Annotated in this window: 14 protein-coding genes; 11 read left to right on the top strand and 3 right to left on the bottom strand. The window is 71.9% G+C overall.

The features are described from left to right. Genes ACFVHK_RS05865 through ACFVHK_RS05855 form a run of 3 tightly spaced genes read left to right on the top strand, consistent with a single transcriptional unit; the run spans position 1 to position 2,713 of the window. Entirely contained in the window at positions 1-1,419 is a 1,419-nt protein-coding gene (locus ACFVHK_RS05865; RefSeq protein WP_376928013.1) for a ferredoxin reductase family protein, read from the top strand. Beyond that, complete coding sequence (locus ACFVHK_RS05860; RefSeq protein WP_376928012.1) at positions 1,416-1,898, top strand: FMN-binding protein; 483 nt, start codon at positions 1,416-1,418, stop codon at positions 1,896-1,898. The genes ACFVHK_RS05865 and ACFVHK_RS05860 overlap by 4 nt, the downstream gene beginning before the upstream one ends. A 5-nt stretch (positions 1,899-1,903) precedes the next feature. After that, on the top strand, positions 1,904-2,713 hold the full coding sequence (locus ACFVHK_RS05855) for an FAD:protein FMN transferase (RefSeq protein WP_376928011.1): 810 nt from the start codon (positions 1,904-1,906) through the stop codon (positions 2,711-2,713). A 139-nt stretch (positions 2,714-2,852) separates the two neighbouring features. On the opposite strand, the gene ACFVHK_RS05850 is transcribed toward ACFVHK_RS05855, so the two are convergent. After that, positions 2,853-3,575, bottom strand: a complete 723-nt coding sequence (locus ACFVHK_RS05850; protein WP_129234259.1) for a VIT1/CCC1 transporter family protein — start codon at positions 3,573-3,575, stop codon at positions 2,853-2,855. A 262-nt stretch (positions 3,576-3,837) separates the two neighbouring features. Here ACFVHK_RS05850 and sucC point away from each other — a divergent pair, with 262 nt between their 5' ends. Together sucC and sucD are read left to right on the top strand one after the other, a co-directional pair. After that, positions 3,838-5,004, top strand: coding sequence for an ADP-forming succinate--CoA ligase subunit beta (gene sucC, locus ACFVHK_RS05845; RefSeq protein WP_129234258.1), 1,167 nt, complete (start codon positions 3,838-3,840; stop codon positions 5,002-5,004). A 17-nt stretch (positions 5,005-5,021) separates the two neighbouring features. Then, positions 5,022-5,930: a succinate--CoA ligase subunit alpha gene (sucD, locus tag ACFVHK_RS05840; protein WP_129234257.1), complete on the top strand. Its 909-nt coding sequence runs from the start codon at positions 5,022-5,024 to the stop codon at positions 5,928-5,930. Positions 5,931-6,034: 104 nt separating this feature from the next. On the opposite strand, the gene ACFVHK_RS05835 is transcribed toward sucD, so the two are convergent. Both ACFVHK_RS05835 and ACFVHK_RS05830 read right to left on the bottom strand, forming a co-directional pair. Further along, on the bottom strand, positions 6,035-7,411 hold the full coding sequence (locus ACFVHK_RS05835; protein WP_376928010.1) for a prealbumin-like fold domain-containing protein: 1,377 nt from the start codon (positions 7,409-7,411) through the stop codon (positions 6,035-6,037). Between the two features lie 295 nt (positions 7,412-7,706). Then, positions 7,707-10,397, bottom strand: coding sequence for a prealbumin-like fold domain-containing protein (locus tag ACFVHK_RS05830; RefSeq protein WP_376928009.1), 2,691 nt, complete (start codon positions 10,395-10,397; stop codon positions 7,707-7,709). A 240-nt stretch (positions 10,398-10,637) separates the two neighbouring features. Here ACFVHK_RS05830 and ACFVHK_RS05825 point away from each other — a divergent pair, with 240 nt between their 5' ends. The 6 genes from ACFVHK_RS05825 to ACFVHK_RS05800 all read left to right on the top strand — a co-directional run bounded on the left by ACFVHK_RS05825 (position 10,638) and on the right by ACFVHK_RS05800 (position 17,652). Continuing rightward, positions 10,638-11,192: a hypothetical protein gene (locus ACFVHK_RS05825; RefSeq protein WP_242492250.1), complete on the top strand. Its 555-nt coding sequence runs from the start codon at positions 10,638-10,640 to the stop codon at positions 11,190-11,192. 102 nt (positions 11,193-11,294) lie between these two features. After that, positions 11,295-12,701 (top strand): hypothetical protein, encoded by a 1,407-nt coding sequence (locus ACFVHK_RS05820; RefSeq protein ID WP_376928008.1) that lies wholly within the window; start codon positions 11,295-11,297, stop codon positions 12,699-12,701. Between the two features lie 101 nt (positions 12,702-12,802). Further along, positions 12,803-14,143, top strand: coding sequence for a cell division protein PerM (locus ACFVHK_RS05815; protein ID WP_376928007.1), 1,341 nt, complete (start codon positions 12,803-12,805; stop codon positions 14,141-14,143). A gap of 89 nt (positions 14,144-14,232) precedes the next feature. Then, complete coding sequence (gene purN, locus ACFVHK_RS05810; protein WP_376928006.1) at positions 14,233-14,826, top strand: phosphoribosylglycinamide formyltransferase; 594 nt, start codon at positions 14,233-14,235, stop codon at positions 14,824-14,826. After that, positions 14,823-16,433, top strand: coding sequence for a bifunctional phosphoribosylaminoimidazolecarboxamide formyltransferase/IMP cyclohydrolase (purH, locus tag ACFVHK_RS05805; protein ID WP_376928005.1), 1,611 nt, complete (start codon positions 14,823-14,825; stop codon positions 16,431-16,433). Before purN ends, purH begins: the two co-directional genes overlap by 4 nt. 121 nt (positions 16,434-16,554) lie before the next feature. After that, a complete protein-coding gene (locus ACFVHK_RS05800) occupies positions 16,555-17,652 on the top strand; it encodes a Glu/Leu/Phe/Val dehydrogenase dimerization domain-containing protein (RefSeq protein ID WP_376928004.1) in 1,098 nt (365 codons plus the stop codon). The last annotated feature ends 63 nt before the right edge of the window (positions 17,653-17,715 follow it).

Raw genomic sequence — 17,715 nt, 5'->3', positions numbered from 1 at the left:
ATGGCCTTCCTCGTCCACGACGCTCGACACCTCGAGCGGCCCACGCGCACGTTCAGCGGGTCCGAACGCTCGCGTGCCGGGCGGCGGCTGTGGCGCGTCGACCTGCTGCAGGCGGCGGCCGTGGCATCCGTCGCCGTCGCGATCGCGCTGTTCCTCGCCGAGGGCGGTGCGGCGCGCTTCGGCGACCCGGGTTCGGCGCTGACCTCGCTCGGCATCATCGCCGGGCTCGCCGCGACCGACCTGGTGCTCGTCATGCTCCTGCTCGCCGCCCGGGTGCCGCTCATCGAGCGCGCGGTAGGGCACGACTCCGCGATGGCGCTGCACAACCGGCTCGGCAAGCCCGTCCTCCTCCTGCTCCTCGCCCACGGCGTGCTGCTGCTCGCGGGGTACGCGATCGCCGACGGGGTCGACCTCGTCGCCGAGGCCGTCGCGATCTGGAACCTCCCCGACCTGCCGCTCGCGGTCCTCGGGTTCGCGCTGTTCCTCGCGGTCGTGGTGAGCTCGCTGGTCGCCGTGCGCCGGAGGTTCCGGTACGAGGTGTGGCACGTCATCCACCTGCTCGTCTACGTCGCGGTCCTCGCCGCCCTGCCGCACCAGTTCGGCGTCGGCGGCCTGTTCGTCGTGGGCACCTGGCAGTGGGCGTACTGGCTCGCGATCACGTTCGCCACGTTCGCGGCCGTGGTCGGCTGGCGGGTCGTGGCGCCGCTCGTGGCGACGTTCCGGCACGGGCTCGTCGTCGAGCGCATCGACCCCGTCGGCGACCCCGGCGACGGCGTCGTGTCGGTCACCATGCACGGCCGGCGGCTCGCCGCGCTCCGCGCGACCGGCGGGCAGTTCTTCATCTGGCGCTTCCTCGCGGCCGGCCAGTGGTGGCAGGCGCACCCGTACTCGCTGTCCGCCGCCCCCCGCGCCGACCGGCTCCGCATCACCGTGCGGGCGCTCGGCGACGGTTCGGCGAGCCTCGCCGGCATCCGCCCCGGCACCCGCGTCGCGCTCGAGGGGCCGTACGGCATCTTCAGCGAGGCATCCCGCAGCCGTCGCCGCCTGACGCTGGTCGCGGCGGGCATCGGCGTCACGCCGATCCGGTCGCTGCTCGAGTCGGCGACGTTCCGGCCGGGCGAGGCCACCGTGGTGCTCCGCACGCAGGGGCCCGCCGAGGGGTGGCTCCTCGACGAGGTCCGCGACCTGTGCCACCGGCGCGGAGCGACGCTGATCACGGTGCCCGGAGGCCGTGGTCGTGGCTGGCTGACGCCGTCGGCCGAGCGCCAGGGGCTCGACCTCCTCGCGCTGGTGCCGGCGATCGCCGACAGCGACCTCTACGTCTGCGGCCCTCGCGGGTGGGCCGAGGGCGTCATCTCCGAGGCCCGCGCCGCGGGCCTGGCCGACGAGCAGATCCATCACGAGAGGTTCGACTGGTGAGAACACGCGCACTCCTCCTCGCGTCGGCCGCGTCGGCCGCCGCGATCATCGGCGGCTGGCAGCTCGGCGATGCCGCGACCGAGAGCCCGACCATGGGGACGGGGTCGGCGTCGGCGGGCTCGACCGGCGCCGGCGACGCATCGGGCACGTCATCGACGGATGCGACGACCTCCTCGGGCGCGGCGACCTCGACGGGCGCGGCCGACGGGACGTACACCGGAAGGAGCGTGCCGACCCGGTTCGGCGACGTCCAGGTCCGGGTCACGATCTCCGGCGGGTCGATCACCGACGTCACCGCGCTGCAGCTGACCGACAGCGACGGCCGATCGGTCCAGATCAGCAACCGTGCGGCGCCGATGCTCCGCACGGAGGTGCTCCAGGCGCAGTCCGCGTCGGTGTCGATGATCGGCGGCGCGACCTACACCAGCGCGGCCTACCTGCAGTCGCTGCAGGCGGCGCTCGATGCGGCGGGGTTCTGATGTCGATGACGGAGCCGGACCGGGCGGGCGCCGGCGGCGTCGTGCTTCCACCCGGCGTGTTCGAGGCCATGGGCACGGTCGTGAGCGTTCGCGCTGGGGTCAGTGCAGCCCACGCGGATGCCGCGGCGGCCGCCGTCGCGGCGGTGTTCGCGCGGTGGGAGGCGCGGTGCAGCCTGTTCGACCCCGCTTCGGAGCTCAGCCGGGTCGGCCGTGGCGAGCTCGCCCTCGTCGACGCGAGCGCCGACGTCCGCGACGCCTACGCGCTCGCACTGCGCTGGCGGGACGCGACGGACGGCGCGTTCACGCCGCATCGCGGCGACGGGGTGATCGACCTGAACGGCGTGGTCAAGGCGCTCGCCGTCGAGCAGGCGGGGGAGGCGCTCGACCGTGCCGGTTTCGCGGGCTGGGTGATCGATGCCGGCGGCGACGTGCTCGTCGCGATGACCGCGGGTGGCCGGGATCGCGGCGGACTGCCGATCGGCATCGTCGACCCCGACGACCCCACCGCGCTGCTCGCGCGCATCGACCTCGAGCCGCCCCGCCGCCGTGCCGTCGCGACCTCCGGCAGCGCCGAGCGGGGAGACCACATCTGGACCCTGCCGGGCGCGGGTCCGTCGCCCTTCCTGCAGGTGAGCGTCGCCGCGGCCGACCTGATCACCGCCGACGTGCTCGCGACCGCGATCGTGGCGGGCGGACGGGCCTCGCTCGACGACCTCGCCGACCGGCACGACGTCGACGTGCTCGCGGTGGCCCGCGACGGCGGACTGCTCGCGACTCCGGGCTGGCCGCGGCGCGTGGGCGTCGCCGGAGCATGACTCAGTCGGCGGGGTCGGCAGGCGCGAGCCCTCCGAGAGCTCGTCGGCCTGTCGTAACCCGGTCGGGGTGAAGGTGCCGCGCCAGCCCGGATAGCGCCAGCCCGAGATGCCGACCCGAGCCTCGGCCACGGTCGGCAGCCTAGACCGCCCCGCCGAGCAGGGCGCCGATCGCCCAGGTGACGGCGAGCGCGAGTGCGCCGCCGACGACGACCCGGGTGATCGCCCGCATCCGGGGCGCGCCGCCGATCCATGCCGCCAGCCAGCCCGTGATCGCCAGGGCGACGATGACCGCGACGAACGTCGTGGCGATGCGCCACTCCGGGGGAGGGAGCAGGATCGCGAGCATCGGGAGCACGGCGCCGATGAGGAACGACGCCGCGGACGCCCAGGCGGCGTGCCACGGGTTCACGACGTCGACCTCGGAGATGTGCAGCTCCGCCTCGAGATGCGCGGCGAGTGCGTCGTGCTCGGTCAGCTCGCGCGCGACGCGGTCGGCGGTCTCGGCCGACAGGCCCTTGCCGCGGTAGATCGCGGCGAGTTCGGCGAGCTCCTGCTCGGGCATCGTCTCGAGCTCGCCCTTCTCCTTCGCGATGAGCGCATGCTCGGTGTCGCGCTGGCTGGAGACCGAGACGTACTCGCCGAGGCCCATCGAGATCGCGCCGGCGATCACCGACGCGACGCCCGCGATGAGGATGGCGGCGATGTCGGTCGTCGCCGCGGCGACGCCGACCACCAGTGCGGCGACCGAGACGATCCCGTCGTTCGCGCCGAGCACTCCCGCGCGCAGCCAGTTGAGCTTCTCGTGGACCTTCCCGTCGTGGGGATCGGTGCGGTGCACCGGTTCGGCCGTGGCATCCGTCATGGGGGCAGTCTCGCAAAGCGGAGAGTCGCTCGCCAGCATGGTGAGGCTCACCTGAGCGGCCGCGCCACCGGGGCGCCGACGCGCGTCGCCGCGTGGGACGGGCCGCCGACCGCGCGTTCGGCGGCCCGTCGCCGACGGAGTAGCATGGTCGCGGCTCGACTTATCTCGACATCGAGGTATCTTGACGTCGAGACTCTCACAGCCGGGCCTCTCACCCACCCATCCCTGCGCGCAATCCGCGCGGAACGATAGGAAGCAGAGCGTGGATCTTTACGAGTACCAGGCCAGAGACCTCTTCGAGAAGTACGGAGTGCCGGTGCTCCCGGGCATCGTCGCCGACACCCCCGAAGACGTGCGCGCCGCAGCCGAGCAGCTCGGCGGCGTCGTCGTCGTCAAGGCGCAGGTGAAGACCGGCGGCCGCGGCAAGGCGGGCGGCGTCAAGGTCGCCAAGAACGCCGACGAGGCGGAGGAGGCCGCGAAGGCGATCCTCGGCCTCGACATCAAGGGCCACGTCGTCAAGCGGGTCATGGTCGCCGGCGGTGCGCGGATCGCGCAGGAGTTCTACTTCTCGGTGCTCCTCGACCGCGCGAACCGCTCCTACCTCTCGCTCACGAGCGTCGAGGGCGGCATGGAGATCGAGCAGCTCGCCGTCGAGAAGCCCGAGGCCCTCGCCCGCATCGAGGTCGACCCGGGCACCGGCATCAGCCCCGAGAAGGCCCGCGAGATCGCGGTCGCCGCGAACTTCCCGGCCGAGCTCGTCGACAAGGTGGCCGACGTGTTCGTGAAGCTCTACGACGTCTACACGGGTGAGGACGCGACGCTCGTCGAGGTCAACCCGCTCATCCTGTCGGAGGACGGCGAGGTCATCGCCCTCGACGGCAAGGTCACCCTCGACGAGAACGCCGAGTTCCGCCACGCCGGCCACGCCCTCCTCGAGGACAAGGCCGCCGCCGACCCGCTCGAGGCCAAGGCCAAGGAGCTCGACCTCAACTACGTCAAGCTCGACGGCGAGGTCGGCATCATCGGAAACGGCGCGGGCCTCGTCATGTCGACGCTCGACGTCGTCGCGTACGCCGGCGAGAACCACGGTGGCGTGAAGCCGGCGAACTTCCTCGACATCGGCGGCGGAGCGTCGGCCGAGGTCATGGCCAACGGCCTCTCGATCATCCTCGGCGACCCGCAGGTGAAGGCCGTCTTCGTGAACGTCTTCGGCGGCATCACCGCGTGCGACCAGGTCGCCAAGGGCATCGTCGGTGCGCTCGCCGAGCTCGGCTCCACCGCGAACAAGCCGCTGGTCGTGCGCCTCGACGGCAACAACGTCGCCGAGGGCCGCCGCATCCTGGAGGAGGCGGCGCACCCGCTCGTCACCCTCGCCGAGAACATGGACCAGGGCGCCGACAAGGCCGCCGAGCTGGCGAACGCCGCGTAAGACAAGGACAGCGAACCGTGACCATCTTTCTGAACAAGGACTCCAAGGTCATCGTCCAGGGCATCACCGGCGGTGAGGGCACCAAGCACACCGCGCGCATGCTCGCCGCGGGCACCCAGGTCGTCGGCGGCGTGAACGCGCGCAAGGCCGGCACGACCGTGCTGCACAAGACGAAGGACGGCGCCGACGTCGAGCTGCCCGTCTTCGCGTCGGTCGCCGAGGCGATCGAGGCGACCGGAGCCGACGTGTCGATCGCGTTCGTGCCGCCGGCCTTCACCAAGGACGCCGTCATCGAGGCCATCGACGCCGAGATCCCGCTCCTCGTCATCATCACCGAGGGCGTGCCCGTGCAGGACTCGGCCGAGTTCTGGGCCTACGCCAAGGAGCAGGGCGGCAAGACCCGCATCATCGGCCCGAACTGCCCAGGCATCATCAGCCCCGGCGAGTCGCTGGTGGGCATCACTCCGGCGAACATCACGGGCAAGGGCCCGATCGGCCTGGTCTCGAAGTCGGGCACGCTGACGTACCAGATGATGTACGAGCTGCGCGACCTCGGCTTCTCGACCGCCATCGGCATCGGCGGCGACCCGATCATCGGCACGACGCACATCGACGCGCTCGCCGCGTTCGAGGCCGACCCCGAGACCAAGGCGATCGTCATGATCGGCGAGATCGGCGGCGACGCCGAGGAGCGCGCGGCCGACTTCATCAAGGCGAACGTGACCAAGCCGGTCGTCGGCTACGTCGCGGGCTTCACCGCCCCCGAGGGCAAGACGATGGGCCACGCCGGCGCCATCGTCTCGGGCTCGGCCGGCACCGCGCAGGCGAAGAAGGAGGCCCTCGAGGCCGCCGGCGTGAAGGTCGGCAAGACGCCGTCCGAGACCGCCCGCCTGCTGCGCGAGGTCTACGAGGCGCTGAGCGCGTAACCGAGCGGATGCCGCGGCCGGGCGCTCGACGCCCGGCCGCGTTCCACGGGAGGGGCCCCGCCGGCGATGCCGGCGGGGCCCTTCGCGTCAGTCGCCTCCTCGGCTCATGGGTCGATCACGATGGTGCAGACGACCGTCCGTGGCTCGAGGTCGTTGATCGTGATGCTCGGGTCGTCCATCATGTCGCCCAGCGACACGGTGTCGGAGCCGGCCACGTCGCACTCGATGCTCGAGAACGTGCCGCCGTCCACCTGCGAGTCGACGCTCACGGTGAGGTTCGTGAGCGGGACGTTGGTGAACGTGACGGTCGGGTCGTCGCTGCAGTCGGTGTCCTGGACCACGGTGGCGGTCTGCGGGTTCGAGCTCGTCACCGCGTAGCCGCTCGGCACCGTCTCGGTCACCTCGTAGTCGCCGGAGTCGATCGCGGCGATGCAGGCGCGTCCGTTGTCGTCGGTGGTCACGACCTGGCCGCCCGCCGGCAGCGAGCCACCGGTCACGGTGAAGTCCACGCCGGCCTGCGGGTGGTCGCCCGGTCCGTCGGCTGCGTGCTTCGTCGTCTTCTCGATCACGAGCGCACCGCAGTTGTTGATGCCGGTGGGCACGGGTGCGATGTAGTCCTTCATCGCGGCCGTGAACGAGTCGGAGGACCGGCTCTTCAGGTACGCGCTGCCGAACGCCACGCAGTCGTCGCCGACGATCGCGGAGAAGTTCACCGTCGCCTCGCCGAACGTGCGCGCCGAGATGTCGCCCAGGCCGTCGGCCTCGGCGGCCGGGATCGGGCTGGTGTTGATCGATCCGGTCGCATCGCCGGCTGCGGTCAGGCTCTCACGGACGCCCCAGCACGGGGTGCTGTTCGCCGCCTCGCAGAGCGACTTGTTCCCGGACGCGACCCACGTCGAGAGGAACAGCTCCGGGTTGGTGCCGCCGTTGGCGAGGTCGTACTGGATGAGCAGGTCGCCCGCGGTCCGCTGCGGCGTCACGCCGTTGCCGGAGTCGACTTCGGACTGGTTGAACTCGAAGTCCATGTTCGTGGTGCCGGTCGGGTCCTGCACTCGGTGCCAGAACAGGTGCAGGAAGTCGTCTCCTGCCGTCTCCTCCAGGTAGAGCCCGAAGTTCTTCAGGTCGGACTTGTTCGGCGGGATGCTGCCCGTGACGGGCGAGGGCACGGCCGTGTCCTCCTTGGAGCCCTGGCCGAACGAGTCGTCGCCGGTGCCGGATTCGACATCGGCCTTGATGACGTAGCTCACCGACGCCCAGTCGTCCCATCCGCCGTTGTCGACCTTCAGGTTGGCGTCGGAGTCGATCTCGAAGTTGCTCCCGTCCAGGCTGATGATGCCCGCGGGGTTGACCGCCTGGGCCGGCCCGCCGATCACCACGGCGCCGACGAGGGCGAGGAAGCCGGCCCCTGCGGCGCCGCGCAGACACCGCCGCCGGAACGCGGCACGTTCTTCGGGCGTTCGGATTCGGGTTGTGTGGGGCATGATCGCCTCCGGTGTCGCAGCTTCGTCCGGTCCGGGCGGGCCGGGCGGTCCTCTGCGGGCGGTGGGCGGACTCGGGTGATCCGCAACGGTGCGTCCGGCGTGGTGGGTAGGTGCTTCGCCGGGCGTGCATCGCGCCGTAGGGGTCTTTCACGCCATTCCGCACGTTACTCGCGAGCGCTCGTGCCCGGAACCAGAAATGAGAAATGCTCATCACCCCAGATCGGGGGACATGACGAGGGTCCCGCCGGCGATGCCGGCGGGACCCTCGGGATCAGGTTCGAGCTGCCTCCTCAGCTCACGGGTCGATCACGATGGTGCACACGACCGTCCTCGGTTCGAGGTCGTTGATCGTGATGCTCGGGTCGTCGATCGCGTCCGCGATCGAGACCGAGTCGGAGCCGGCCACGTCGCACTCGATGCTCGAGAACGTGCCGCCGGGCACCTGGGAGTCCACGCTCACGGTGATGTTCGTGAGCGGGATGTTGGTGAATTGCTTCACCGCGCCCGCGTTCGCGTCGGAGCAGTCGTCGGCCGATGCCTCGGCGACGTTCGCCGTCTGCGTGCCCGGAACCGCCATCACGTACCCGTCGGGGATGGATTCCTCGACCGTGTAGTTGCCGACCAGGCCGCTCACGACGAGGCCGGTGTAGCAGGCCACGCCGTTCGCGTCGGTCGTGACGAGCACGCCCTCGGGCGGGAGCTCACCACCGGTGATGGTGAAGTCCACGCCCTCATGCGGGTGGTTCACGCCCAGGCCGTCGGCCGCGTGCTTGCGGTCCTTCTCGATCCGGATCGAACCGAGCTCGCGGTCGTCGTTGAACGTGCAGGTCACGGTCTCGCCGGGCGAGAGCCCGATCGCGCTCGGATCCGAGCCGTCGTCGCACGTCGCGCTGACCAGGTTCCAGTAGTCCGGAATCGTCTCAGCGACGTCGTACGTGCCGGGGTCGAGGTTCGAGAACGTCTGCGAGTCCTTGCCACCCGCGCCGGCGGCGGTCGTCGTCAGCGTGAAGGGCGACGGCGAGAGCGTCGTCGAGGTGAACTCGAACGATCCGCTGCCGCTGTCGGTGATCTTCTCGACCACGATCGACCCGGAGGCCCGGTTGGTGTAGGTGCAGTCGAGGACGTCCTCGGCGTCATCGATCGTGAACGTCACGAGCTCGTCGACGATGACCGGAGTCACGCCGCTGCTCTGGCTGCAATCGACGTCGATGAGCTCCCAGCCCGGAGGCAGCGCGCCCTCGGCCACGGTCAGGCCGGTGCCGAACAGCACGTCGCTGTACGTCTGCTGCTCGCCGTCCTTCAGCGAGAACGTCGGATCCGTCGCGCCCGACAGCGTCGAGAACGCGGTCGAGTAGTCGAAGGACGTGTCACTCGCATCGGGGCTCGGCTGCGTGACCTTGCGCACGATCACGGTGCCGCCGGTCTGGTTGCCGTAGGTGCAGTCGAGCACGTCGCTGGCATCGTCGATGTCGAACGTCACGGTTGCTCCCACGATGTTCGGCGAGACGCCCGAGCTGGCACTGCAGTCCAGGTCCTCGAAGGCCCAGCCCGCCGGCAGCAAGTCCTCGGTGATCGTGTACCCGGTGCCGAGCAGCACGTCATCGTAGGTCTGGCTGTCGCCGTTGCCGAGGCTGAACGACGGGTCCGTGCCATTCGTCAGCGTGTCGAGCACCGTCGAGTACCCGAAGCTCGCATTGCTCGGATCCGGGTCGGGGTCCGTCACCTTGCGGACGATCACGGTTCCACCGGTCTCGTTGTAGTAGGTGCAGTCGACGACGTCGGAGTTCGCGTCAAGGTCGAACGTGATCGTGCCGGTCGCGACATCCGTCAACGGAGTCACGCCCGAACTCGCCGAGCAGTCGATCGAGTCGAGCTTCCAGCCTGCGGGCAGTGCCGCGAGGTCCTCGGTCACGGTGAGGCCGCTGCCGATGAACACCTGGCTGTAGTCCTGCGATTCGCCGTTCTTCAGGCTGAACGACGGGTTCGTCTCGGTCGGCGTCTCGAAGTTGCCCGTGGTATACGAGAACGACGAGTCGCTCGGGTCCGGACTCGGATCCGTCACCTTGCGGATGATCACCTGGGCGCAGCTGTCGATGCCCGTGTCGAGCGGAGCGATGAAGTCCTTCATCGCCGCCGTGAACGAGTCGGACGAGCGGCTCTTCAGGTAGGCGCTGCCGAACGTCACGCAGCCGTCGCCGACGATGGCCGAGAAGTCGACCGAGGCCTCGCCGAAGGTGCGAGCCGAGATGTCGCCGAGCCCTTCGGCGTCGGCAGCGGGGATCATCGAGGTGTTGATCGAGCCGGTCGCATCACCTGCGGCCGACAGGTTCACGCGCGTGCCCCAGCACGGCGTGCTGTTGGCGGCCTCGCACTGCGACTTCGGTCCGCTGGCGACCCAGCGGGAGAGGAAGAGCTCGGGGTTGGTGCCGCCGTTGGCGAGGTCGTACTGGATGAGCAGGTCGCCGTCGGTGCGGACCGGGGTGACTCCGTTGGCCGAGAGCGTCTCGGACTGGTTGAACTCGAAGTCCATGTTCGTCGTGCCGGTCGGGTCCTGGACGCGATGCCAGAACATGTGCAGGAAGTCCCCGCCCGGGGTCTCCTCGAGGTACGTGCCGAAGTTCTTCAGGTCGGACTTGTTCGGCGGGATCGAGCCGGAGACGACCGACGGGACCTCGGTGTCCTCCTTGGAGCCCTGGCCGAACGAGTCGTCGCCGGTGCCGCTCTCGACATCGGCCTGGCGGGCCTCGTTGACGTTGGCCCAGTCGAGGGAGGGCGGTGTGGCGTGATCGACCTTGAGGTTCGCGTCCGTGTCGATCTCGAAGTCGCTCCCGATCAGGCTCACGTCGCCGTGAGCTGCGAGAGCGGGCCCGCCGATGAACGCGGTCGCTCCGAGCGCGAGGATGCCGGTGACCGCAGCGGCGCGTAGACATCGCCGCCGGAACGTGATCCGTTCCTCGGGCGTTCGGATTCGGGTTGTGTGGGGCATCATCGCCTCCGTGTCGCAGGCTTCATCCGGTCCGGGCGGGCCGGACGTCTCCGCTGCGGGCGGTGGGCGGACTCGGGCGTCCGTCTTCGGCGCGTCCGGCGAGGTGGGTAGGTGCTTCGCCGGGCGTGCATCGCGCCGTAGGGGTCTTTCACGCCAATCCGCACGCTACTCCGATAGATGAGGAAATCTCTGGTCCCCACTTGGGGGGTATCTCCTCCGACCGCGTGCGACGATGTCGGGATGAGCGAGACGTCCCGATCGGCGGGTTCCGAGGACTCCGGGCCCCCGGCCGCCACGAAGGCCACTCCGGCCCACATCCTCCGCACGAGCTTCGTCACCGAGGAGTCCGTCTACGGCGTCATCCTCGTGTCGGGAATGATCGTCGTCGCGGGCGGGCACGGGGAGAGCTCGTGGCGGGTGTTCTGGACCGTCGTCATCACGGTGCTCGTCTTCTGGGCCGCCCACGTCTACGCCGGGACCGTCGCCCACCACGGCTTCGACGACCACCGCATGGTCGGCCTCGGCGAGGCCTTCCGCGGGGCGATGCGCCGATCGTTGGGCATGCTCGTCGCCGCCCTCATCCCGTCGTCGATCCTGCTCCTCGGCGCTGCGCGCGTCGTCCCCGACCTCCTGGCCATATGGACCGCGCTCTGGGTCGGCGTGCTCGTCCTCGCCGTCCTCGGCTTCATCGCGTTCCGGCGGCGTGGCGCGAGCCCGGTGATGCAGGTCGTCGGCGCGCTCGGCACGGCCGCCTTCGGCGTCGCGATGATCCTGCTGAAGGCGATCGTCCACTGAGGCGGATGCCCCGGGGCGGCGTGTCACGGGACCATCGTCTTCCCCCGGACTCCGGCGGTCGATATCGTCGGCAGCGTGGCCGACCGGGGGAGTGGTGCGCAGATGACCGATTCGACGAGTCCAGACGACGACCTGCGCCTGAGGATCGCCGAGCTCGAGGCCGAGAACGCGCGACTGCGCGCCGACGCCGCCGAGACCCGCGACCTGTCGGCCGACGTCGCCGCCGCGGCATCCGCCGGACCCGAACGGCCGAAGCGCCGCCGCGGACGGACCGCGGCCGCGGTCGTGCTCGTCGTGGTCGGCCTCCTGCTCGCGCCGATCGCGGTGATCACGGCATGGGCGCGCGCCGAGCTCGTCGATACCGATCGATTCGTCGCGACCTTCGGCCCGCTCGCCGAGGACCCCGCCGTGCAGGCGTTCCTCGCGGACGAGGTCACGCAGGCGATCGAGGAGCAGGTCGACATCCCGCAGCTCACCTCCGACGTGTTCGACGGCATCCGCGCCCTCGACCTGCCGCCCCGAGCCGAGGACGCGCTGTCGCTGCTCGAGGCGCCAGCGGCGCAGGGCCTCAACTCACTGCTGTCGTCGACGGTGGACCGCGTCATCCAGTCGGAGGCGTTCGCCAACGTCTGGGACGCCGCGCTCCGGGCGAGCCACACGCAGTTCACGGCGGCCCTCCAGGGCGACCCGGAGGCGATGCTCGAGATCGGCGGCGACGGCACGCTCTCGGTGCAGCTCGGCCCGATCATCGAGGCCGTGAAGGAACGGCTCGGCGAGCAGGGCGTGGGCTTCGCCTCGGCCATCCCGGTCGTGGAGCGGAGCGTGCAGGTCGCCCAGGCCGACTCGCTCGTGCTCGTCCAGACCATCTACACGCTCGCCGTGGCGGTCGGCACCTGGCTGCCGCTGGTCACGCTCCTCCTGCTCGCCGCCGGGGTCGTGGTCGCGAAGCGCCGGAGCGTCGCGCTCGCCTGGACCGCGGGCGGGCTCGCGTTCGTCATGCTCCTGACGCTCGCGGGGTTCGGCACCGGCAGGCTCTTCTTCGTCGGCACCGTGAGCCCGTCGATCATGCCGAAGCAGGCCGCCGAGTCGATCTTCGGCGGACTGACCGAGCTGATGGTCTCCACGCTCACGGCGTTCACCGTGCTCGCGATCGCCGTCGCGATCATCGCCTGGCTGTCGGGGCCGTGGGCTCCGGCGCGGCGCGTCCGCGGGTTCTCCGACGACGCATTCGGCGCCGTTCGCGGCAGTGCCGAGGCCCACGGCATCACGACCGGGCGGTTCGGTTCCGGGCTGCACCGTTGGCGGGTCGCCGCCTACGCCGCGATCGCCGTGATCGCCGCGGCCGTGCTGTGGTTCTCGAGGCCGCTCTCATCGTCGACCGTCGTCTGGACGGTGGTCGTCGCGCTGCTCGCCGTGCTCGTGGTCGAACTCCTGCGTCGGCCCGAGCCCGTCACGGAGGCGGCGGAGGCGGAAGCGGAGGCCGAGTCGGTCCCCGTGGCGACCTCGTGACGTCGGCGACCCCCGCCTGACGCGCCGGCGCGCCATCCGCTCGCCCCCGGACCGCACGTCGTGAGGGCCGACGGGTGGCGCTCGCGTTAGGCTCGCGTGCGATGAGACGCACCACGATCGCCCTGCTGGCCGCCCTCGAGGCCACGGTCGCCGTGCTCGTCGGCGTCGGCCTCGCGCTCGTGCCCCTCATGCTGCTCTGGGCGGTCCACTTCGGCCTCGCGGCCCCCGTCGACGCGTTCTTCCGCGCGGCGGCCGACGCGTGGCTCATCGGTCACGGCGTCGACGTCGTCGTGCACCTCGACGCCGCGACGGCGGCCGTGGTCGGCGTCGCCGGCGCGGATGCGCCCTTCACGATCGGGATCGCGCTGCTCGGCTTCGCCCTGCTGACCTTCCTCTTCGGCCTGCGCATCGGCCGCCGGGCGACCGCGACCGGGACGCCGATCGTCGGAGCGGTCTCGGCGGTGCTCGTGACGGGGCTGCTGGGCGCGGCGCTCGCCGTGCTCGCCGCGGCACCGGTGGCGCAACCGGTGATCTGGCAGGCGGCGGTGCTGCCCGGGGTCGTGATGGGCGGCGGCGTGCTCGCCGGCGTGATGGTCGCCTTCGGCCGCTCCGGCTGGGCGACGGATGCCGCGACGAGCGCGGTCCGCGATCGACTCGACTCCCTCCCGTTCGTCGCCTGGGCGGGCATCCGCTCGGCGATCCGGATCGGCGTGGGCTCGGCGGTCGGCGTGGTCGGGGTCGCCGCGGCGATCCTCGCCGTTCGCATCGTCATCGACCACCCGACGATCATCGGGCTGTACCAGGCGCTCGGCGCCGGCGTCGACGGCGGCATCGCGATCACCCTCATCGAGCTCGCGCTCATGCCCAACCTCATCGTCTGGGCCGCCTCGTGGATGCTCGGCCCCGGCTTCGCGCTCGGCGCGGGCACGATCGTGTCGCCGAGCGTGACGCTCATCGGACCGGTTCCGGGCCTGCCGATCCTCGGTGCGCTGCCCGCCGAGGGCGCGCCGCTCGGCGTGCTCTGGCTCGCGCTGCCCGTGCTCCTCGGCTTCGGCGGCGCGGTGCTCGTCGGCCGCGGCAAGCGCGAACGCGATCACGAGCCGTGGTGGGCGACCCTGTCCGTCGGCGCGGGCGCCGGCGTCGTCGCCGGGCTCGTCATGGGCGGGCTCGCGTGGGGGTCCGGCGGCGCCGTCGGGCCGGGGAACCTGGTCGAGGTCGGGCCCGACGCGCTCCTCGTCGGCGGCGTGACCGCGGCGAGCGTCGGCGTCGGGGCGATCGCGGGGGCGTTCGCCGCTCGCGCCCGCTCCCGGGAGGGCGTCGATGACGAGGAGCCGCCGCGCGAACCGCTGTGGGCGGATCCCGCGGCGGACGAGCACGCGTCGTCCGACGACGTCCAGACGGCCGAGATCGAGGGACTGTCGCGCGGGAGCCGTGGTCGCTGAGCGCGATTCCACCGCCCGCCGGGTCGCTGCGCACGTGCGCGGGCGGGCCCGTGTCATCCGCTCGTCTGCGCGGCGGGTACCCTCGTAGGGTGCTGAAGCTCGTCGTGCTGATCTCGGGCACGGGATCGAACCTCCGCGCGCTCCTCGAGGCGTCGGAGGACGCCGAGTTCCCCGCGAGAGTCGTCGCCATCGGCGCCGACCGCGACTGCGAGGGACTGGCGCTCGGCGAGGAGTTCGGGATCCCGGCCTTCACCGTCCCCTTCACCGCCTACGATTCGCGCGACGAGTGGGGCGACGCGCTCATCGAGCAGGTGCGCACCTGGGGCGCCGACCTCGTGATCCTCTCGGGGCTCATGCGGCTCGTGCCGCCGGCCGTCGTCGACGCGTTCAGCCCCGGCCTCATCAACACGCACCCCGCGTACCTGCCCGAGTTCCCGGGCGCGCACGGCGTGCGAGACGCGCTCGCCGCGGGCGCGACCGAGACCGGCGCGAGCCTCATCGTCGTCGACAACTCCGTCGACGGCGGCCCGATCATCGCGCAGGAGCGCGTGCCGATCCTCCCCGGCGACACCGAGTCGACGCTCCACGACCGCATCAAGCCCGTCGAGCGGCGCCTGCTCATCCAGGCCGTCATCGACATCGCCAACTCGCACCTCGACCTGAAGGAGCTCGCCGCATCATGAGCGGAGCACGCATCGACCCGAGCCTCTACCGCGACCGGGACGTCGTTTCCGTCAGGCGCGCGCTCATCGCCGTGAGCGACAAGTCCGGGCTCGTCGAGCTCGCCTCGGCCCTCGTCGAGGCGGGCGTCGAGATCGTGTCGACCGGCGGCACGTCGAAGGCGATCGCCGACGCCGGGCTCCCCGTGACGCAGGTCGCCGACGTGACCGGCTACCCCGAGCACCTCGACGGGCGCGTGCGCACGCTGCACCCGGCCGTGCACTCCGGCCTGCTCGCCGACCTCCGGCTCGAGCACCACGAGCGCGAGCTCGCGCAGCTCGCGATCGCGCCGTACGAGCTCGTCGTCGTCAACCTCTACCCGTTCGTCGAGACCGTGGCCTCGGGCGCCGAGGCCGACGAGATCGTCGAGCAGATCGACATCGGCGGGCCCGCGATGGTCCGCGCGTCGGCGAAGAACCACGCCAACGTCGCCGTGGTCGTCTCGCCCGACCGCTACGACGAGGTCGTCTCGGCCGTGCGCGCGGGCGGCACGACGCTCGCGCAGCGACGCGACCTCGCCCGCGAGGCGTTCCGCCACACCGCGACGTACGACATCGCCGTCGCCTCGTGGATCGGCAGCGTCGTCGCACCCGACCAGGCTGTCGAGGAGTCGCCGTTCCCCGCGTGGGTGGGCGCCGCCTGGACCAAGGACGCCGACCTCCGCTACGGCGAGAACTCGCACCAGAAGGCCGCGCGCTACTCGGCCGTCGGCGGTCGCCCGGGCATCGCGCAGGCGAGGCAGCTGCACGGCAAGGAGATGTCGTACAACAACTACGTCGACGCGGATGCCGCGGTGCGGGCCGCGTACGACTTCGACGCGCCGGCCGTGGCGATCATCAAGCACGCCAACCCGTGCGGCATCGCCGTCGCGGCATCCGGCGCCGCCGACCCGATCGCCGACGCGCACCGCCGCGCACACGAGTGCGACCCCGTCTCGGCGTTCGGCGGCGTCATCGCGGCGAACCGCACGGTGACCCGCGAGATGGCCGAGACCGTCTCCGGCATCTTCACCGAGGTGCTCGTCGCGCCGGGCTTCGAGCCCGACGCGGTCGAGCTCCTCACGCAGAAGAAGAACCTCCGCCTGCTCGAGCTGCCCGAGGGCTTCGAGCCGCCCGTCACCGAGATCCGCCAGGTCTCCGGCGGGCTGCTGCTCCAGCAGGCCGACCGTTCGTTCGCCCCCGCCTCCGAGTGGACGCTCGCCGCGGGCGACCCCGCCGACGAGGCGACGCTCGCCGACCTCGAGTTCGCCTGGCGGGCCTGCCGCGCGGTGAAGTCGAACGCGATCCTGCTGGCCTCCGACGGCGCCTCGGTCGGCGTCGGCATGGGCCAGGTCAACCGCGTCGACTCGTGCAAGCTCGCGGTCGAGCGCGCGGGCGATCGCGCGGCCGGGTCGGTCGCGGCATCCGACGCGTTCTTCCCGTTCGCCGACGGACTGCAGATCCTCCTCGACGCGGGCGTGACCGCGGTCGTGCAGCCCGGGGGATCGGTGCGCGACGAGGAGGTCGTCGCGGCGGCGAGGGCCGCGGGCGTGACCATGTACTTCACCGGGGAGCGGCACTTCTTCCACTGAGCGCCGCCGCCCCCGGCCGTGGGGCGTCGGGGCGTCCCCACGGCGGTACCCTTGAGATGAGGCGCCCACGAAGCGCCCGCACAGCCGCGCCCACAAGGCGATGAACACAAGGAGCCGATCGATGTCGATCACCCACGCCCCCGCGCCGTCCCCGTCCAACGGGGTCCACGCCGCACTGCCCGCCGACGCACCCGACCACGAACGCGTGCTCATCACGCGGGGTCCCCGCTCCGGGCTCACCATCATCGTCGCGGTGCACTCCACCGCACTCGGCCAGGCCCTCGGAGGCGCGCGCGTCTGGCACTACGAGCACTGGACCGACGCGCTCGCCGACGCCCTGCGCCTGTCGCAGGCCATGACCCTGAAGAACGCCGCGGCCGGCCTCGCGCGCGGCGGCGGCAAGTCGGTCGTCTGCATCCCCGCGGGCGAGACACTCGACGAGGCGCGTCGCCACGACGCGATGCTCGACCTCGGCGACGCCGTCGAGTCGCTCGGCGGCGCGTACATGACCGCGGAGGACGTCGGCACGAGCGCCGAGCTCATGGCGGTCGTCCACGAGCGCACCGAGCACGTCTGCGGCCTGCCCGCCGAGCAGGGCGGCGTGGGCGAGCCGGCCGACGCCACCGCTGCCGGCGTGCACGCGGGCATCCTCGCGACCCTCGATCACGTGTTCGGGACGCGCGACGTCGCCGGCCGCCACTTCGTGATCGCCGGACTCGGCCAGGTCGGCGGGCGTCTCGCCCGCGCGCTCGCCGCGGGCGGCGCGCGCCTCACCGTCACCGACGTGCACGAGGGCAAGCGCGCCCTCGCCGACGAGCTCGGCGCCGACTGGGTCTCGCCGGCCGACGCGCACCGCGTCGAGGCCGACATGTTCGTGCCGTGCGGGCTCGGCGGCGTGCTCACCCCCGAGGTCGTCCAGGAGCTGCGGGTCCGCGCCGTCGTGGGCGCCGCGAACAACCAGCTCGCCGAGCGCGACGTCGCGCGGATGCTCCGGGGCCGCGGCATCGCGTGGGCGCCCGACTTCGTCGTGAACGCCGGCGGGGTCGTCTACCTCGACCTGGCCTCGGCGCCCGGGATCGGCCAGGCCGAACTGGACCGCCGGATCGCCGGCATCGGCGACGTCGTGGGCGCGGTGCACCGCGACGCCGACGCGGCCGGGATCACGACGCTCGAGGCCGCTGAGCGGCTCGCCGCGGCCCGGCTCGACGCGGCTCGCTGACCGTCCTCCCGTGCGGGGGCGGACGCCCGCCGGCCCCCCCCCACGCGCCTCAACCCACGCCAC

The sequence above is a fragment of the Agromyces binzhouensis genome, from assembly GCF_042672355.1.
Taxonomy (GTDB): Bacteria; Actinomycetota; Actinomycetes; order Actinomycetales; family Microbacteriaceae; genus Agromyces; species Agromyces binzhouensis.
Note: the sequence above shows the minus strand (reverse complement) of the source record. Positions and strands in the feature narration are given on the sequence as shown.